A 17,080-nucleotide genomic window follows, 5' to 3' on the forward strand; every position below is an offset into this window, starting at 1 on the left:
GTGTCCACGGAGGAGCTCACCGAGCGGGTCTCCGCCTGGGTCGAGGAATACCGGTGGTCCGGCGACCCGGCCGCGATCCTCGACGCCACCGCGGGGCGGGACGCGGCGGCGCTGTGGCGGGCGGTGCGCGGCGTCGACCTGGACACCGCCCCGCCGGCGCTGGAGGCGCTGTTTCTCCGGGCGTGCCGCGCGCTGGGCCGGCTGCACTACTGGCGGCACCGGGAATCGGCCGGCGATCGACGCCAAGCCGAGCTGGCCCGGGCGCTGGTGTGCCTGGAGGCCGTCGCGGACGACCACCACGCGGTGCCGCCCGAGCTGCACCCGCTGGTCGGGCGGTTCACCGACCCCGACGCCCAGGCGGAGGCGGCGGATGCGCTGCTGGCGGCCTCGGCGCGGCTGCCCGACCCGGCCGTGCTGGACGCGGCGATCCTGCTGATGACCCCGGCGGTGCGGGCGGTGCCGCGGCGGGACCCGCGCCGCGGCGTCCGGCTGTCGCACCTCTGCCTGGCGCTGCGCCGCCGGCACGAACGGGACGGCGCCGCGGCCGACCTCGACGCCGCGGTCGCCGCCGGTGAGGAGGCGGCCGACATCGCCGACGGGCGCGGCGAGCCGGCCCCGGCGGCGTGGGCGCACCTGGCCGCCGCCTACCGGTGCCGCCACCGTCTCCGCGGCCGGGCCGGCGACCTGCGGCGGGCCGTCGCCCTGCTGGAGCGGCGGCTGGCGGTCACCGGGGCCGACGTGACCGCGCTGGCCGAGCTGGCCGGGGCCTGCCGGCAGCGGTACGAGCAGACGGGCGACCCCGCGCACATCGAGCGGGCCGTGGCACTGGCCGACCAGGCCGTCCAGTGCGCCGGCGACCAGCCGGGCGCGGCGCTGCTGGTCAGCCTCGGCGGCGCGCTGCTGCTGCGGTACGAGCGGACCGGCGCCTGGCCGGACCTGTGCCGCGCGGCCGACCTCAGCGAGCGGGCCCTGTCCGCGCTGCCGCCCGACCACCCGGACCGTGGCGCTCACCTGGCGGCGGCCGCGTCGGTCCTGCTCAAGCGGCACGAGCACAGCCGGTCGCCGCAGGACGTGCGGGCCGCCGTCGACCTCTACGAGCAGGCGCTGGCGACGCTGCCCGACGACGACCGCGCCCGCCCGGGGCTCCTGCGGGGCCTTGCCGGTGCGCTCCATCAGCGCCACCTCAGCACCGGCGGCGACGCCGACCTGGACCGGGCGGTGACGCTGGCCGGCTGGGTGCTCGCCGCGGTCCCGCCCGGCCATCCCGACCGGGCCGCGGTGACCATGGAGGTCGCGGCCGTCCACCTGACCCGGCATGCCCACACCGGCGTGCTCGCCGACCTGGCCCGCGCCATCGACCTGGCCGGGCCGGTGCTCGCGGCCGGCGGACCACCGCCGTGGCTGTCCACCCTGGGCGACGCCTACCGGCAGCGGCACGGCGTCACCGGAGACCTCGCCGATCTCGACCGGGCGATCGCGCTCGGCGAGCGGGCGGTGGCCGGCACCGACGTCGGGCTGGCCGCGCGACAGGTGCGGCTCGCGACGGCATACTGGCGCCGCGACCGTGAGCGTCACCTGGACCGTGAGGACGACCCGGGCCGTGAGGGCGACCCGGGCCGTGGGAGCGACCTGGACCGCGAGGGCGACCTGGACCGTGGGAGTGACCTGGACCGGGCGGTCGAGGTGGCCACGCGGGCCGTGGCCGGCACCCCCGCCGATCACGCGGAGCGGCCCGGCCGGCTGTCGCTGCTCGCCGAGCTGCGGCTGGACCGGTTCCGGCGCGGCGGCGCGCCCGGCGACGCGGACGAGGCGGTCCACCTCGGCGAGCTGGCGCTGGCGACCGCCCCGGCCGGGCACCCCGGCCGCGCCCGGTTCATCGCCACCGTCTGCGCCGCCCACCTCGAACGCGACGCCGGGCTGGTGGACCCGGACCGGCTCCGCGACCTGGCGGCCGGCGACACCGGCGCGCTGGGCTCGGCGCCGCTGGACCGCCTGGCCGCCGACCACGCCGCCGGCTCGCTCGCGCTCGCGGCCGGCGACGCGCCGCTGGCCGTGCGGCTGCTGGACCGGGCGGTGGCGCTGCTGCCGTCCGCGGCGCCGCGGGAGGCCGGCTGGGCCGACCAGCAGCACCGGCTCGGCCGGCAGGCCGGTCTCGTCGGCGACGCCGTGGCGGCGCACTGCGCGGCGGGTGACCCGGCCGGGGCGGTCGAGGTCGCCGAACTCGGGCGGGGCGTGCTGCTCGCGAGCCAGGCGACCACCCGCGTCGACCCTGGACTGGCCGAACGCGGGCCACACCTCGCGGCCCGGTTCGCCTGGGTGTGCGAGCGGCTCAACGCGCCGGACTTCCCGGCCGACGAGCGGCGGCGGTGGTGGGCCGACCACGACGCGCTGCTCGCCGAGATCCGGCGGGTGCCGGGTCTGGAGGGGTTCCTGGCCGCGCCCCGCCTCGCGGACCTGCGCCCCGCCGTGGAAGGTGGCTACGCGGTGCTGGTCAACCCGAGCCGGCACCGCGGCGACGCGGTCATCGTGCCGCCCGACGCCCCGCCGTGGCAGGTCGAGCTGCCCGCCCTGCGACTGTCCGACGTCGACGCCCGCGTGTCGCGGCTCCTCGGCGCGTTCGAGCGCCGGGCGTCCCCGGCCCGGCTGGTCCGCGACGTCCTGAACTGGCTGGACGAGGCGGTCGTGGGTCCGGTGCTCGCCGCGCTGCCCGCGACGGAGGCGGCGCCGTGCCGGGTGTGGTGGCTGCCGACCGGCCCGCTCGGCCTGCTGCCGCTGCACGCCGCCGGTGCCGCCCCCGACGTGCTGGTCTCCTCCTACGTGCCGTCCCTGCGGGCCCTGCGAGCGGCCCGCGCCCGGCCGGCCACGACCCGGCGCGAGCACCTCACCGTGGCGTTGCCGCACACACCGGGCCTCGCCGACCTGCCGGCGGCCGCCCGCGAGGCCGCCGCGCTGGGCGGCACGGTGCTCACCGGGGAGCGGGCCACCGCCGGCCGGGTGGTGCCGGCCATCGAGGCCGCCACCTGGGCGCACTTCGCCTGCCACGGCGTGCTCGACCCGGTGTCGCAGGCCGGCAGCGGGCTGCGGCTGTTCGACCGGACGCTGCGCCTGCCGGAGGTCGGCGGGCTACGGCTGGCCGAGGCGGAGCTGGCATACCTGTCCGCCTGCTCGACCGCCAACCACGGCCTGCGATACGCCGACGAGGTGCTGCACCTCGCGTCCGCCTTCCAGCTCGCCGGCTTCCGGCACGTGGTGGCGTCGCTGTGGCCGCTCGACGACGGCACCGCCCTGAAGGCCGCCCGCGCCTTCTACCGCGGGCTGCCGGACGCGCCGGTCGCCGACGGCGCTGCCACGGTCCTGCACCGGGTCACCCGGCAGCTGCGCGCGGCGAACCCGGACCGCCCCGACCTCTGGGCCCCGCTGATCCACAGTGGACCGTGAGGCTACTGCCACACGCGCGCGAGGCGCTGGAAGACCTCCGGGTCGCTGTGCAGCGGGATGACGCACATGAGGTGCCCGCCCGGCGCCCGCAGGTGGTGGCATTCCAGCCAGCGGCCGATCTCGACGGCGCCGAGCGCCACGAGCCGCGCCGTCTCGGCCTCGACGTCGTCGGTTTCGAAGTCGAGGTGATACCGGGGCTGGTCGTCGACGGCCTGCACCCCCATGACCAGCTCCGGCAGCGCGCCGCGCAGCCCGGTGAACTGCTCCTCGCCGGGGACCGGGGTCGCCGGCACGCCGAGCGCGCCGGACCAGAACGCCGCGGCCTCGGGCGCCTCGCCGGTCGGCACGTCGATGAGGATCGTCGAGAGTCTGCTGCGATGTGTCACGGTCAGATCCTGCTCCGCCGGTGGCGGGCCCGCCACCGAGTTACGGATAGGTGACCTCCGGCGGGCCGGCCGTGTCGTGCATGCTCCAGAGCAGGTCGGCGAGGTGGGCGGGGTCGACCGTGGGGATGTCGGGGACGGGTTCGCCGGCGGCCCTGGACGCCTCCAGCCGCGCGTGGAACGGCGTGTGCTCGATCGCGGCGCCGACGTAGAGCCCGCCGACGAAGACACCCCGGCCGGCGACCGCGGCGTGCAGTGCCTGGAGGTAGTTGCGCTGCGCGGCCAGGATGACGCCGCCGGCGATGTGCGGATTGCCGTGCAGGGCGCTGGCTCCCTGCGCGCTCAGGATCGCGCCGCTGCCCCGGGTGAGCATGGCCGGCAGGAACTCGCCGGTCAGCGCGAGCAGCGTGGACAGGCCGAGCGGCAGGAGGTCCAGCGCGTGCCGCGGGGTCAGGTCGAGCACCGGGACGAACCCGTCGGCGGCGGCGCCGTAGTAGAGCACGTCCGGGTCGCCGACCGCGGCGCGGATGCGTCCGGCCAGCTCCGGGACGCCGCCGGTGTCGGCGAGGTCGGCGACGATCACGTGCGCCCGCGCCCCGGCGCCGGTCAGCTGGGCGGCGAGCCGGTCGAGCGGCTCCTGGCGGCGGGCCACGAGGGCGACGGTCCAGCCCTCGCGCGCGTGCCGGTGGGCGACGGCTTGGCCCAGGCCCGGGCCGGCCCCGAGCACGACGATCGACTTGGACACGGCGACAGCTCCTTCAACGATGGATAACTTGACGCTAGGGTCAAGTTGACGGTGCCGTCAAGTTGCTATCGTGAGGTGCGTGAACTCCAGCACGCCGGGGGTGCCCCTGCGGGCCGACGCCGCCCGCAACGTCACCCAGATCCGCGCCGCCGCCATCGCCGCGTTCCGCGGACGTGGGCTGGGCACGCCGCTGGAGGAGATCGCCGCGGCGGCCGGGGTCAGCAAGGCCACCGTGTACAACCGCTTCGGCGGGCGGGACGGGCTCATCGACGCCGTGATCGGCGAGCTCGTCGCCGCCGAGCTGCACGCGATCATGGACCGGGCCCGCTGGGTCGACGACCCCTGGCAGGCCGTCGCCACCTACGTCGGCGACCGGCGCGACCTGCAGTTCCGCGAGCCCGCCTTCACCGACGCGCTGCTGATGCTCTACCCGAACTCCGCGCAGCTCGTCGCGCTCGCCACGGCCGCCACCGACATGACCGAACGGCTGCTGCGGCGCGGCCACGACGCGGGCGTGCTGCGCGAGGACTTCACCGCCGGCGACCTGTACTACGCCGACGTCGCCAACGGGCTCGCCCTCCGCGCGCTGCGGACGCCGTCGCGCGAGGACTACGACCGCCGGACCCGGTTCTTCATCGACGGCCTGCACCCGCGCTAGGCACCGCCCTTCCGAAAATCTCAACACGTGTTTATATTGCTTCGAGACGGGCGTGCTGAGCTGCACGAACGGCACCGCCGCGCGGCCGTACCGAGCAAGGAGTGCGCCAATGAGCGATGACCAGAGGATCTACCTGCCGTCCCAGCCGCTGCGGCCCGGTGACCGGTACGGCATCCTGAGTGACTTCGAACCGGGAACCCGGACCCTGCCGGCGGGCTTCCAGATCGCGCCGCCGTTCCGGCCGATCCCGGTCGACATCGTCCTGGAGAAGGACGTCGCCGTGACCTTGCGTGACGGCGTCACGATCTACGTCGACGTGCTGCGCCCCGCCGGCACGGACCCGGTGCCCGTGATTGTCGCGTGGAGCCCGTACGGCAAGGGCCAGGGCACCTCGACCAGCGTGATGGGCGTGTTCGGGCTGGTCGGCCTCGACAACGGGATCCTCTCCGGGCTGGCGAAGTTCGAGGCCCCTGACCCGGCGTACTGGTGCGCGCGGGGCTACGCGATCTGCAACCCCGACGTGCGGGGCGTGGCCAGCTCCGAGGGCGACAGCGTCCTGTGGGACCGCCAGGAGGGCCTGGACTGCTACGACCTGATCGAGTGGCTGGCCGGGCAGGAGTGGTGCACCGGCAAGGTCGCGATGAGCGGCACGTCCTATCTCGCGGTGTCGCAGTGGTTCACCGCGGCCGAGCAGCCGCCGCACCTGGCCGCGATCAACCCGTGGGAGGGCGTCAGCGACGTGTACCGCGACCTGGTGCTGCGCGGTGGCATGCCGGACACCGGGTTCGCCCGTCAGCTGCGGGACTTCAGCTTCTGGGGGCTCGGGCGCAAGGAGGACATCGTCGCGGAGGCTGAGCGGTATCCGCTGATGACCGACCTGTGGCAGGACAAGATCCCGGACTTCGACCGGATCACGGTGCCGGCCTACGTGGTGGCCAGCTACTCCAACACCCTGCACACCGCCGGGACGTTCCGTGCCTGGCGGCGGATGGCGTCGGCGGAGAAGTGGCTGCGGGTGCACAACACGCAGGAGTGGCCGGACTACTACGACGAGGCCAACGTGGAGGACCTGCGGCGGTTCTTCGACCACTACCTCAAGGACGAGGACAACGGCTGGGAGCACACGCCGCGCGTCCGGTACAGCGTGCTGGACCTGCGCGGCGGTGACCGGGTCGGCGTCGCCGCGGGCGAGTTCCCGCCGGCCGACGTCACCCCGACGAACTACTACCTCGACGGCCGCTCGCGCGCCCTGACCACGACGGTGCCGGCGGACGCGGTGCCGGCCGCCTACGACGTCGGCGCCAACCCGGATGTGGTCTCCTTCGTCGTCCGGTTCGACCGGGAGACCGTCCTCGTCGGCTACCCGAAGGCGCACCTGTGGGTCGAGGCGCACGGCGCCGACGACATGGACCTGTTCGTCCTCGTCCAGAAGCTCGACGCGCACGGCACCCCGCTGCAGGCGTTCACCACCCCCAACCAGGGCCCGATGGTGCAGGACCTCACCGAGCGCGGCGCCACGATCCTGCGGTACAAGGGATCCGACGGACGCCTGCGGGTCTCGCTGCGCCACCTCGACGAGCAGCTGTCCACCGCCGACGTGCCGGCGCACAGCTTCGACCGGGTCGAGAAGCTCGCCCCGGGTGAGATCGTCGACGTGGAGGTCGACCTGCTGCCGGTCGGGCTCGTCTTCCACCCCGGCGAGCAGCTCCGCCTCGTCGTCAGCGGCCGGAACCTGCTCGGGCCGATGATGCCCAGGCTGGTCGAGTACACCCCGGCCAACAGCGGCCGGCACGTCATCCACACCGGCGGCGAGCACGCCTCCTACCTGCGGCTGCCGGTCCAGACGGGGTAGTCACGGCTCGGGCGGGCGGAGCCGTCGGGCGGCGTGGCTTGGTACCGTGGCCGCCGTTGCTGGAGGTGCTCATGGTGCTCAAGGTCATCGGCTACTGGGACGGTCCCGCGGCGCCCGCCGGCCTGCCCGACGTCTGCGGCTTCGTCGCCACCGACGCCGACCCGGCCGTCCAGCGCACGGTCGCGGCCTACCTGCGCTCCGGCACCGTCCTCGCCGTCGCGGCGGGCATGTCGCGGTGCCGGCTGTGCGGCATCGCCAACGGCAGCGCCGAGCTCACCGACGGCACGCACTTCGTGTGGCCGGAGGGCCTCGCGCACTACGTCGAGGCGCATGATGTCAGGCTGCCCGAAGAGGTCGCCGCCGTCGCCGCCAGCGGCCCGGCGCCTGCCGTCGACCCGGCTCCGCTGGAAGCCGCGTCGTTGGACCTGACCTGGTGGTGCGCGCTCGGCACGCCGGATCCGGTCGTGCACCGGCTGGGTTGCCGGCACAGCGGCCGGACCGCGCCGTGGGACCTGCCGACCAGTGCCGACGTCTACGTGGACCGGGTGCCCGACGGTGCCGTCGCCACGCTGGGCCGGATCCGGACCCTGCTCGGCGCCCAGTGGCAGATCTCCGACCTGCGCCGGATGCTCACCACCCAGCCGTTCCTGGCCGTCGCCGGCGGCAACCCGGCCGCCCTGCACCGCGCCCTGGACGGCGCCGCCCCGCTGCGGCCGTTCCTGTTCCACCGCACGCCGGGCGGTCTGGAGCCGATCTGGCCCGACGAGGTGTAAGCCGGCGGCAACGGGTAGGCCCTCCGGCGGAACGTGGCGAACCAGAGGCCGTGCCCGTCGAACGGAGGACGTGCTCATGACTGCTGTCGCGGCGAAACGAAGGTTCTGGGTCGAGGACGGATCGAGCGTGACCTCGGCCCGCGGCGTGGAGGTGCTCGACACGCCGCTGCTGAACAAGAACACGGCGTTCACCCGGCAGGAACGCGCGGAGCTGGGCCTGGAGGGGCTGCTGCCGGCGGCGGTGCAGACCCTGGAGGACCGGGTCAGGCGGGCGTACGAGCAGTATCACGAGCAGCCGACCGACCTGCTGAAGAACGTCTTCCTGGCGATGCTGCAGGACAACGACGAGGTGCTGTTCTACCGGCTGCTGACCGAGCACCTGCGCGAGATGCTGCCGGTCGTCTACGACCCGACGGTCGGTGAGGCGATCAAGCGGTACAGCCACGAATACCGCCGCCCGCGCGGGGTGTACCTGTCGATCGCCGAGCCCGACCGGATCGAGGCGGCGTTTCAGGACCTGGGGCTGGGCGCCGGCGACGTGGACCTGATCGTCGCCTCCGACGCCGAGGAGATCCTGGGCATCGGCGACTGGGGCGCCGGCGGGATCGGCATCGCGGTCGGCAAGCTCGCCGTCTACACCGCCGCCGCCGGGATCGACCCGGGCCGGGTGATTCCGGTGTCGCTGGACGTCGGCACCAACAACGAGGCGCTGCTCAACGACCCGGACTATGTCGGCAACCGGCACTCCCGCGTCCGGGGTCAGCGCTACGACGACTTCATCGACGCCTACGTGCGGACCGCGACGAAGCTGTTCCCCCGCGCGCTGCTGCACTGGGAGGACTTCGGCCCGAGCAACGGCCGGCGGATCCTGGAGCGGTACCGCGACCGGATCTGCACCTTCAACGACGACATGCAGGGCACCGGCGCGATCGTGCTCGCCGCGACCCTCAGCGCCGCCCGGGTGGCCGGCACCCGGATGCGCGACCAGCGGATCGTGATCTTCGGCGCCGGCACCGCCGGGGTCGGCATCGCCGACCAGCTGCGCGACGCGATGGTCCGCGACGGCCTCGAGCGGGGCGACGCCACCCGCCGGATCTGGTGCGTCGACCGGCAGGGCCTGCTCACCGACGACATGACCGCCCTGCGGGACTTCCAGAACCCCTACGCCCGGCCCGCGGCGGAGGCCAGGGACTGGGCCGGCACCGGCGGGATCGGGCTCGCCGAGGTCGTCGCCAACGTGCGGCCGACCATGCTCATCGGCACCTCGACCGTGCACCGCGCGTTCACCGAGGCGATCGTGAAGGAGATGGCCCGGCACGTCGACCGGCCGATCATCTTCCCGCTGTCCAACCCGACCGAGCGCATCGAGGCGATGCCCGGCGACCTGATCGCGTGGACCGGCGGCCGCGGGCTCATCAGCACCGGCATTCCCGTCCCGCCCGTGACGTACAAGGGTGTCACGTATGCGATCGGCCAGGCCAACAACGCCCTGCTGTACCCGGGGCTGGGCCTCGGCGCGGTGGTGGCCCGGGCCAAACGGATCAGCGACGGGATGTTCGCCGCGGCCGCCGACGCGGTGGCCGGCCTGGTCTCCGTGAACACCCCGGGCGCGTCGCTGCTGCCGCAGGTGGAGAACCTCCGGCAGGTGTCGGCGACCGTCGCCGTCGCGGTCGCGAAGCGGGCTGCGGAGGAGAACCTCGCCCAGGCCCCGCTCAAGGACCCGATCCAGCAGGTCCAGGACGCGATGTGGCAGCCGGAGTACCGGCCGGTCCGGGCCGGGTGACGCGCATGGCCACCGTCCACGACATCCCCATCGGCCTCGCCGCCACCGGGACCCGCCGCGAGTTCGACAGCCTCGGCGACGTCGACGTGCCCGCCGATCACTACTGGGGCGCCCAGACCCAGCGCAGCCTCGAACACTTCAACATCGGCGACGACCGGATGCCGAAGGAGGTGTACCACGCCTACGGCATCGTGAAGAAGGCGGCGGCCGTCGTCAACACCGACGCCGGCCGGCTGCCCGAGTGGAAGGGGCGCCTGATCCAGCGGGTGTGCGACGAGGTCGCCGCCGGGGCCCTGGACGAGGAGTTCCCACTCTACGTCTGGCAGACCGGCTCGGGGACGCAGTCCAACATGAACGTCAACGAGGTCATCTCCAACCGCTGCATCCAACTGGTCGACGGCACGCTCGGCTCGCAGCGGCCGGTGCACCCCAACGACCACGTCAACATGGGCCAGTCGAGCAACGACACGTTCCCCACGGCCATGCACGTCGCCGCGTTCACGATGACGACACGGAAGACCCTCCCCGCCCTGAAGCGGCTGCGGGACGCGCTCGCGCAGCACGCACGGACGTGGGACGACGTGGTCAAGATCGGCCGGACGCACCTGGAGGACGCCACCCCGCTGACCGTCGGCCAGGAATGGTCCGGCTACCACGCCGCCCTCGACGACGCGATCGCCGAGGTCGAGCACGCCACCCACGGGCTGCTGCAGCTGGCAATCGGCGGCACCGCGGTCGGGACCGGGCTCAACGCCCCCACCGGCTTCGGCGCGCAGGTCGCCAGGGAGATCGCCGCGATGACCGGCGCCCCCTTCCAGGTCGCACCCAACCCGTTCGCCGCGCAGGGCACCCTCGACCGGATGGTGCGGGCACACGGCGCGCTCAAGTCCCTCGCGGTGACCCTGTTCAAGATCGCCAACGACCTGCGCTGGCTGGGCTCCGGCCCCCGGACCGGCCTGCACGAGCTGCTGCTCCCGGCCAACGAACCGGGCTCGTCGATCATGCCGGGCAAGGTCAACCCGACCCAGGCCGAGGCCATGCTCATGGTCGCCATCCAGGTCATCGCCTCGGACGTGGCCGTCACCATGGGTGGCGCCGAGGGCAACTTCGAGCTCAACGCCTTCCGCCCGATCCTGATCGACAACTACCTGCACTCGGCGCGGATCCTGGCCGACATGTCCGAGCACTTCCGCTCGTACATGGTCGAGGGCGCCGCACTGAACGAGCCGCAGCTGGCGTCCAATGTGGAACGCTCGGTGATGATGGTGACCGCGCTGTCACCGATCATCGGCTACGACAAGGCCGCGGTCATCTCGCACCACGCCATCGCCCACGACCTGACCCTCAAGCAGGCCGCCCTCGCCAACGGCGTCAGCGAGGAGCTCTTCGAACGGGTCGTCGACCCCCGCGCCCTCACGCACGGCGGTTAGGTCCGCTCAGACGATCGCCCCGGCTCCGCTGTAGGAGCCGGGGCGTTCACGGTCGCGGTCAGCGCCACGCCTGGTGCGTGGTCACGCCGCCGGCGTTGCAGTCGTACTGGACGAGCTTGGCGAGGGCCAGGATGCTGCCGTCACGGACCGTCAGGCACTTCCAGCTGTTGCGGTTGACGAAGTGGTAGTAGCCCGGCACCGTGGTGATCTCGATCTGGAACCACCACTGGTTCGTGTCGCCGTGGCAGGTGTACTGCTGGACGACCGCGTTGTTGGACTTGCTGCGGTCCCGCACGTCGAGGCACTTGCCGCTGTTGTAGTTGCGGATCAGGTAGAACCCCTCGTTGCCGACCGGCTCCAGGTTGAACAGCTGCGCCGTGGAGCCGTTGCACGGGGACTGCTGCAGCTGCAGCTTGTTGCTGGTGCCCCAGTCGGGCACGTCCATGCACTGCCCGCTGTGCGCCACGTCCCAGGAGCTCCACACCGGTGCCCCGGCGGCCTGCGCCGCCGCGACCGGCGTGATGGCCAACCCGGCGCCGAGGACCAGCGCCAGCAGCACCCGGCGAACGATCGTGATCACTTCTCGTACCCACCTTCGGTTGCGCACCGCCGCTCTGGCGGTGCACCGAGGACGGTCCACCACACCCCTGAAACGCCGCTGAAACGGCCGGGTCCTGATTTCCGCTACCGCTTCCGTTCGGATGTGAACGGTCGGTGATGACGGCTGCATCTGTTGCGTCGTAGGACGTCCACGGGATGTTCACGCCACGGCCGTCGCACCTGACACTGGTGATCGTCGATATTTGTCGGCGGCGGCTCCGGTACCGGCGCCGCTTCATCGCCGCACGTCTTGATCGGAGCAGGAATGACCCGACCGTCCCGTTTGCTCGCCGCGCTGCTGGCCGGTGCGCTCGCCGCGCTCGCCCTGACCGCGCCCGCCACCGCGGCCCCGACCGGGATCCCGTCGAAGGCGACGGCGCAGAGCTGGCTCAGCGCACTGACCGTCGCCACCGAGGGCTCCTCCAGCGGCTACTCCCGTGACCTGTTCCCGCACTGGATCACCATCAGCGGTTCCTGCGACACCCGCGAGACGGTCCTCAAGCGCGACGGCACGTCGGTGGTCACCAGCAGCTCGTGCGCCGCCACCTCGGGCCGCTGGTACTCCCCGTACGACGGCGCGACCTGGACCGCCGCGTCGGACGTCGACATCGACCACGTCGTGCCGCTCTCCGAGGCGTGGCGCTCCGGTGCCAGCTCCTGGACGACCGCCAAGCGGCAGAGCTTCGCCAACGACCTGACCCGGCCGCAGCTGATCGCGGTCACCGACAACGTCAACCAGTCCAAGGGCGACCAGGACCCGTCGACGTGGCAGCCGTCGCTGTCGTCCTACCGCTGCACCTACGCGAAGATGTGGGTCGCGGTGAAGCACTACTGGGCGTTGAAGCTGCAGTCCGCGGAGAAGTCCGCGCTGCAGACCATGCTCAACACCTGCTCCTCCTGAGACCCTGATGGCCCGCGGCTCGGTCGTGCCGAGCCGCGGGCCGCTCGCGTCAGCCCAATGTCCCCATCCACTTGGCGACGGCCTGCCCGATCTCGTCCGGCGAGTCCTCCTGGACGAAGTGGATTCCCGCGACCGTCACCTCGGTCTGCGCCGGCCACCGGCGGACGACGTCGAGCAACCAGTCGCTGGCGAGGATCGCACCGGGCTCGGCCTTCACGAACAGCTTGGGCACGGCACTTGTCGCCAGCCAGTCCGCGTAGGCATCCGTGATCGCGGTAACGTCGGCCGGCTCGCCCTCGATGGGGATCTCCCGGGGCCACGTCAGGGTCGGCCGCCGCCCCTCGCCGGGCTCGGCGAACGGCCGCCGGTACTCCGCCATCTCCTCGGCGGAGAGGGTGCGCAGGATGGCTTGCGGCAGCACCTGCTCGACAAAGATGTTGTCCCGCAGGACCAGGTCTTCGCCGGCCTCGGAGCGCAGTGCCCGCAGGAGCGGGCGCATGCCCATCGTGTCCCAGTGGTCCCACGCCTGCGACCGCACGATCGCCTCCATGTACGCGATACCCTTCACGGCCTCGCGGTGACGATTGGCCCAGTCGAAGCCGAGGGCCGAGCCCCAGTCGTGGACGACGAGGGTGACCCGCTCGTGCACCTCCAGGGTCTCGAGCAGGGCGTCGAGGTGGCGGCGGTGCTCGACGAAGCGGTACGAGCCGGGGCCACGGTCGGGCAGCTTGCCGGAATCGCCCATGCCGATCAGGTCGGGAGCGATGCAGCGGCCGTGCGGCTCCAGGTGCGGCAACACGTTGCGCCAGAGGTACGACGAGGTGGGATTGCCGTGCAGCAGCACGATGGGGTCGCCCTCGCCGGTCTCGACGTACGCCATCTCGGTGCCGAGAACCTGCCGGCGCTGCTTCTGGTACGGAAACGCCGCAGAGATCATGTGCTCGCCCCTCCTCTGGGAGTAGCCGAGCGTCATCGCTGCCCGCGGCACGGGCCTTCATGCCCCACCAGGCAAGATCAACATATCGCGGTGCGGGCGCCCCGCCGGCGGCAGGAGCGGGGCGCCGTCGAACAGCGGCCGGTCAGTTCGGGAGCGGGTGTCCGCCGTCGCCGTCGACCTTGACGTCCATGACGCCGTCCTCGTCGAGGTCGACCATGGTGACGTTGACGGCGCCGTCACCGTCGCTGTCGAGCTGGAACAGGTCCGCCTTGCCGTTGCCGTCGGTGTCGATGGCCAGCACGTCGGCGACCCCGTCCTGGTTCGTGTCGACGGCGAGCAGCTCGTCGCGCTGGTCGCCCCGGGTCTCGACTGATTCGGTCATGTCCGTCGCCTCTCGTGCCTGTGTCCCGCGATCGCTGGAGGAGGGCATGGTAGCTCTCGGCGGGACAAGCGCTCCACCTGTCCGGACCACCATTCGTAGCCGGGCGGGGTGACGTCGTCGGGCCACGGCCGCCAGGTGGCGGCGGCGCCGTCCCAGCGCTTCGGCGGGCCGGCCTGCCGGAACCGGCACCCGTCGCGGCGGCACGCCCGATACGCGGCGTCGAGGGGCGCGGTGTCCCAGCCGAGCGCCGCGGCGAGCAGCAGCAGGTGCTCCTGCAACCAGTCCAGGATCGCCGGGCGCCGTGCCCCGTCGGGCAGGTCGAGCACCGCCGGGTCGAACGGGACGTCGTGCACCTCGCCCATGCCCAGCTGGGCGGTCGCCGGCTCGCCGGAGAACCGCGCCGGGCCGGGCCGGTCCACTGGGACGAATCTCGCCCACGACGTCTTCGCCACCAGCGGCGCACCGGCGTCGAGATGGATGGTGTACAGCTCGCTCACGGCCGTGGCGCACTTGGCGAACCGCTCCGCGGGCGTCGCGTGGCGTGCCGGGGTGAGCCGGGTGGGCCAGAAGATCGGGTTCGTGTCGACGGAACGTAACCGGACGGCACGCCCCGTCATGCCGCCGCCGAGCAGGCCTGGATCGCGGTGTCAAGGACGAACGGCATGGGGTCCCGGAGCTGCCAGCCCGACTCCTTGAGGCGCAGCAGCGCGGGCAGCGCCTCGCTCGCCCCCAGCACGCCGGCCGCCTCGACGACGAGGTTGCCGGGGTCGTCGTCGAGCCAGGCGAGCAGCGGCGCCAGGGCGCGCGGGTCGCCACGGCGGGCCAGGCCGAGCAGGGCCTCACCGGCGGCGTCGCCGTCCTCGTCGGTCAGCCGCGCGGCCAGGGCGGCGCGGACCTGCTCGCCGTCCGCGTCCAGCTGGGAGCCGAGCCCGAACGTGGCCCAGTCCCGGACCTCCGGGTCGGGATCCGCGCTCAGCCGGATCAGCGCCGCGACGGCCCGGGGGTCCGGCGGGTCGCCGGCGACGCGGGGCAGGGTGCCCGCGACCGCGAACCGCACCTCGTCGCTGACGTGCCCGGCGTGGCCGAGGATCGTGGCCAGCGCCCGGTGGTCGCCGACGTGCCCGAGCGCGGTGACGGCGGCATCGATGACGTCGGGCCGGTCGTCCGCGCACGCCGCGGTCAGGACGGGCAGGGTCTCCTCCAGAAACGGACGATCCACCGCAAATCCGATCTGGCCGAGGACGTCCAGTCCCAGCACGCGCTCGGCGGTGCCGCCGGCGCGGGCGAACCGGCAGGCCGCCTCGAACGTCTCCCGGTCGGTGCGGCGGTGCAGCTCGACGACGATCTCCCAGCGCGCCTCGGCGTCGGTGTCTGCGAGCGCGGCGGCGCGGCGGAGCAACTGGTCGGGGGTCATCGGATCACCCTAGAACCCACCCGGGTGATCAGTGGTGGGGGAGCGTGCGAAATACTGCGGTATGAACCTCCAGCACGGTGTCCTCGCGATCGCGGCGGTCCTCGCCATCGTCTCCGTGGCGAAAGTGGCGCCGCGGGTCGGTGTGGCGGTGCCCATCGCGCTGGTCGTCGTCGGGATCGGGGCCAGTTATCTGCCGTTCGTGCCGAATCTGGACGTCGATCCGCACCTGATCCTCACGGTGGTGCTGCCGCCGATCCTGTACTCGGCGGCGGTCAACGTGCACGCCACCGACTTCCGGCGCAACGTGAAGGCGATCGGTGGCCTGTCGGTGCTGCTCGTCGTCATCTCGGCGCTCGCTGTCGGGTTCCTGCTGCACTGGCTGATCCCGGACCTGAGCCTGGCCGCCGCGATCGCGCTCGGCGCGGTCGTCAGCCCGCCGGACGCGGTCGCGGCGATCTCGATCGGCAAGCGGCTCGGCCTGCCGCCGCGGCTCGTCATCGTCCTGGAGGGCGAGGGGCTCATCAACGACGCGACCGCGCTGGTCATGCTGCGCTCCGCGGTGGCCGCGACGGCCGGGGTGGTGTCGCTGTGGGACGTGGTCGGCGACTTCGCGTTCGCCGTCGTCGCCGGGCTGGTCATCGGTCTGCTGGCCGGCTTCGTGACCGTGTGGATCCGGGCGAAGCTCGACGAGCCGGTGCTGACGACGGCGATCTCGTTCATCGTGCCGTTCCTCGCGTTCGTCCCGGCGGAGGAGATCCACGCCTCCGGGGTGCTCGCCGTCGTCGTCGCCGGGCTGGTCACCGGGCATCAGAGCGCGCGGCACTTCACCGCGCAGGACCGCATCAGCGAGCGCACCAACTGGCGCACCGTGCAGCTCCTGCTGGACAACGGCGTGTTCCTGCTCATGGGATACCAGATCGTCATCGTGGTGCGGGACGTCCGGGAGGGCGAGGACGACGTCGCCCGCACCGTGCTCATCGGGCTCGCGGTGACCGCCGCGCTGGTGCTGCTGCGGGTGCTGTTCGTGTTGCCGCTCACCGCGTTGCTGCGCCGCGACCAGCGCCGCGCCCTGGCCCGCACCGACCGGCTCCAGGGCATCCTGGTCCGGCTGACCGAGCGGCAGCACGAGTCGGCGAAGAGCGCGGCGCGGGCCGGCTGGCTCGCCTCGCTGGTGCGGCGGCGGCAGGCCGACGACGCGTACCTGACGACCGAGGGGCTCGGCTGGCGCGGTGGTGCGGCGCTCGCCTGGGCCGGGATGCGCGGCGTCGTCACCCTCGCGGCGGCGCAGTCGCTGCCGGAGAGCGTCCCGCACCGCGCGCAGCTGATCCTCATCGCGTTCACCGTCGCGATCGTCACGCTCCTCGGGCAGGGCGCGACGCTGCCGGTGCTGATCCGCCGGTTGCGCATCGCCGGCACCGACGCCGAGGCCGACCGGCGCGAGCTGACCCGGCTCATCGGCGAGATCACCGCCGAGGGTGAGGATGTCCTGGACAATCCGGACCTGCGGCAGTCCAACGGCCTGCCGTTCGACCCGGACGTCCTGGAGGCCGCCCGCCGGGAGAACGCCGCCATCGGCCAGGCGCTCACCCAGCCGCACGACCCGACCGAGTCCAGCGCCGCGCACCAGCGCCGCGAGCTGCACCGGCTGCTGCTCGAGTCGGCGCAGGCCGTGCTGCTCGACGCGCGGGAGTCCGGGACGTACACCTCGCGCGCCCTCGGTCACGTCCAGCACATGCTCGACACCGAGGTCTCCGGCCTCGATCCCGCCGAGACGCACTGACCGC

The 17,080-nt window shown here is 73.3% G+C and carries 15 protein-coding genes; 8 read left to right on the forward strand and 7 right to left on the reverse strand.

The window, feature by feature from the left end; translation table 11 throughout:
* On the forward strand, positions 1-3,438 hold the full coding sequence (locus tag Dsi01nite_RS44310) for a CHAT domain-containing protein (RefSeq protein ID WP_203852457.1): 3,438 nt from the start codon (positions 1-3) through the stop codon (positions 3,436-3,438).
* A 2-nt stretch (positions 3,439-3,440) separates the two neighbouring features.
* Here the strand turns inward: Dsi01nite_RS44310 and Dsi01nite_RS44315 are convergent, their stop codons facing one another.
* Positions 3,441-3,824 carry a VOC family protein gene (locus Dsi01nite_RS44315; RefSeq protein ID WP_203852458.1) on the reverse strand — a complete coding sequence of 128 codons (384 nt, stop codon included), beginning with the start codon at positions 3,822-3,824 and terminating at the stop codon, positions 3,441-3,443.
* A gap of 40 nt (positions 3,825-3,864) precedes the next feature.
* Positions 3,865-4,566, reverse strand: coding sequence for an SDR family NAD(P)-dependent oxidoreductase (locus Dsi01nite_RS44320; protein ID WP_203852459.1), 702 nt, complete (start codon positions 4,564-4,566; stop codon positions 3,865-3,867).
* Between the two features lie 79 nt (positions 4,567-4,645).
* Between Dsi01nite_RS44320 and Dsi01nite_RS44325 the strand changes: the two genes are divergently transcribed.
* From Dsi01nite_RS44325 to Dsi01nite_RS44345, 5 genes are all read left to right on the forward strand, one after another.
* The gene (locus Dsi01nite_RS44325; protein ID WP_203852460.1) at positions 4,646-5,224 is read left to right on the forward strand and encodes a TetR/AcrR family transcriptional regulator; all 579 of its coding nucleotides are present in this window, start codon (positions 4,646-4,648) and stop codon (positions 5,222-5,224) included.
* A gap of 109 nt (positions 5,225-5,333) precedes the next feature.
* Positions 5,334-7,076: a CocE/NonD family hydrolase gene (locus tag Dsi01nite_RS44330; RefSeq protein WP_203852461.1), complete on the forward strand. Its 1,743-nt coding sequence runs from the start codon at positions 5,334-5,336 to the stop codon at positions 7,074-7,076.
* A gap of 56 nt (positions 7,077-7,132) precedes the next feature.
* Positions 7,133-7,849, forward strand: coding sequence for a hypothetical protein (locus Dsi01nite_RS44335; RefSeq protein ID WP_203852462.1), 717 nt, complete (start codon positions 7,133-7,135; stop codon positions 7,847-7,849).
* A gap of 76 nt (positions 7,850-7,925) precedes the next feature.
* On the forward strand, positions 7,926-9,632 hold the full coding sequence (locus tag Dsi01nite_RS44340) for an NAD-dependent malic enzyme (protein ID WP_203852463.1): 1,707 nt from the start codon (positions 7,926-7,928) through the stop codon (positions 9,630-9,632).
* Positions 9,633-9,637: 5 nt separating this feature from the next.
* Positions 9,638-11,062 (forward strand): class II fumarate hydratase, encoded by a 1,425-nt coding sequence (locus Dsi01nite_RS44345; RefSeq protein WP_203852464.1) that lies wholly within the window; start codon positions 9,638-9,640, stop codon positions 11,060-11,062.
* 58 nt (positions 11,063-11,120) lie between these two features.
* On the opposite strand, the gene Dsi01nite_RS44350 is transcribed toward Dsi01nite_RS44345, so the two are convergent.
* A complete protein-coding gene (locus tag Dsi01nite_RS44350) occupies positions 11,121-11,642 on the reverse strand; it encodes an RICIN domain-containing protein (protein ID WP_203852465.1) in 522 nt (173 codons plus the stop codon).
* A 285-nt stretch (positions 11,643-11,927) separates the two neighbouring features.
* Here Dsi01nite_RS44350 and Dsi01nite_RS44355 point away from each other — a divergent pair, with 285 nt between their 5' ends.
* Complete coding sequence (locus tag Dsi01nite_RS44355; RefSeq protein ID WP_203852466.1) at positions 11,928-12,563, forward strand: HNH endonuclease family protein; 636 nt, start codon at positions 11,928-11,930, stop codon at positions 12,561-12,563.
* A gap of 49 nt (positions 12,564-12,612) precedes the next feature.
* Here Dsi01nite_RS44355 and Dsi01nite_RS44360 read toward each other — a convergent pair whose 3' ends face one another.
* From Dsi01nite_RS44360 to Dsi01nite_RS44375, 4 genes are all read right to left on the reverse strand, one after another.
* Entirely contained in the window at positions 12,613-13,500 is an 888-nt protein-coding gene (locus Dsi01nite_RS44360; protein ID WP_203852467.1) for a haloalkane dehalogenase, read from the reverse strand.
* Positions 13,501-13,642: 142 nt separating this feature from the next.
* Complete coding sequence (locus tag Dsi01nite_RS44365) at positions 13,643-13,882, reverse strand: hypothetical protein (RefSeq protein WP_203852468.1); 240 nt, start codon at positions 13,880-13,882, stop codon at positions 13,643-13,645.
* A complete protein-coding gene (locus tag Dsi01nite_RS44370) occupies positions 13,879-14,499 on the reverse strand; it encodes a hypothetical protein (protein WP_203852469.1) in 621 nt (206 codons plus the stop codon). Before Dsi01nite_RS44370 ends, Dsi01nite_RS44365 begins: the two co-directional genes overlap by 4 nt.
* Positions 14,496-15,296 (reverse strand): HEAT repeat domain-containing protein, encoded by an 801-nt coding sequence (locus Dsi01nite_RS44375; RefSeq protein WP_203852470.1) that lies wholly within the window; start codon positions 15,294-15,296, stop codon positions 14,496-14,498. Before Dsi01nite_RS44375 ends, Dsi01nite_RS44370 begins: the two co-directional genes overlap by 4 nt.
* Before the next feature lie 61 nt (positions 15,297-15,357).
* On the opposite strand from Dsi01nite_RS44375, the gene Dsi01nite_RS44380 reads away from it, so the two are divergent.
* Positions 15,358-17,076 carry a cation:proton antiporter gene (locus Dsi01nite_RS44380; RefSeq protein WP_203852471.1) on the forward strand — a complete coding sequence of 573 codons (1,719 nt, stop codon included), beginning with the start codon at positions 15,358-15,360 and terminating at the stop codon, positions 17,074-17,076.
* Positions 17,077-17,080 lie beyond the last annotated feature (4 nt).

The sequence above is a fragment of the Dactylosporangium siamense genome, assembly GCF_016862795.1.
GTDB classification, from domain to species: domain Bacteria; phylum Actinomycetota; class Actinomycetes; order Mycobacteriales; family Micromonosporaceae; genus Dactylosporangium; species Dactylosporangium siamense.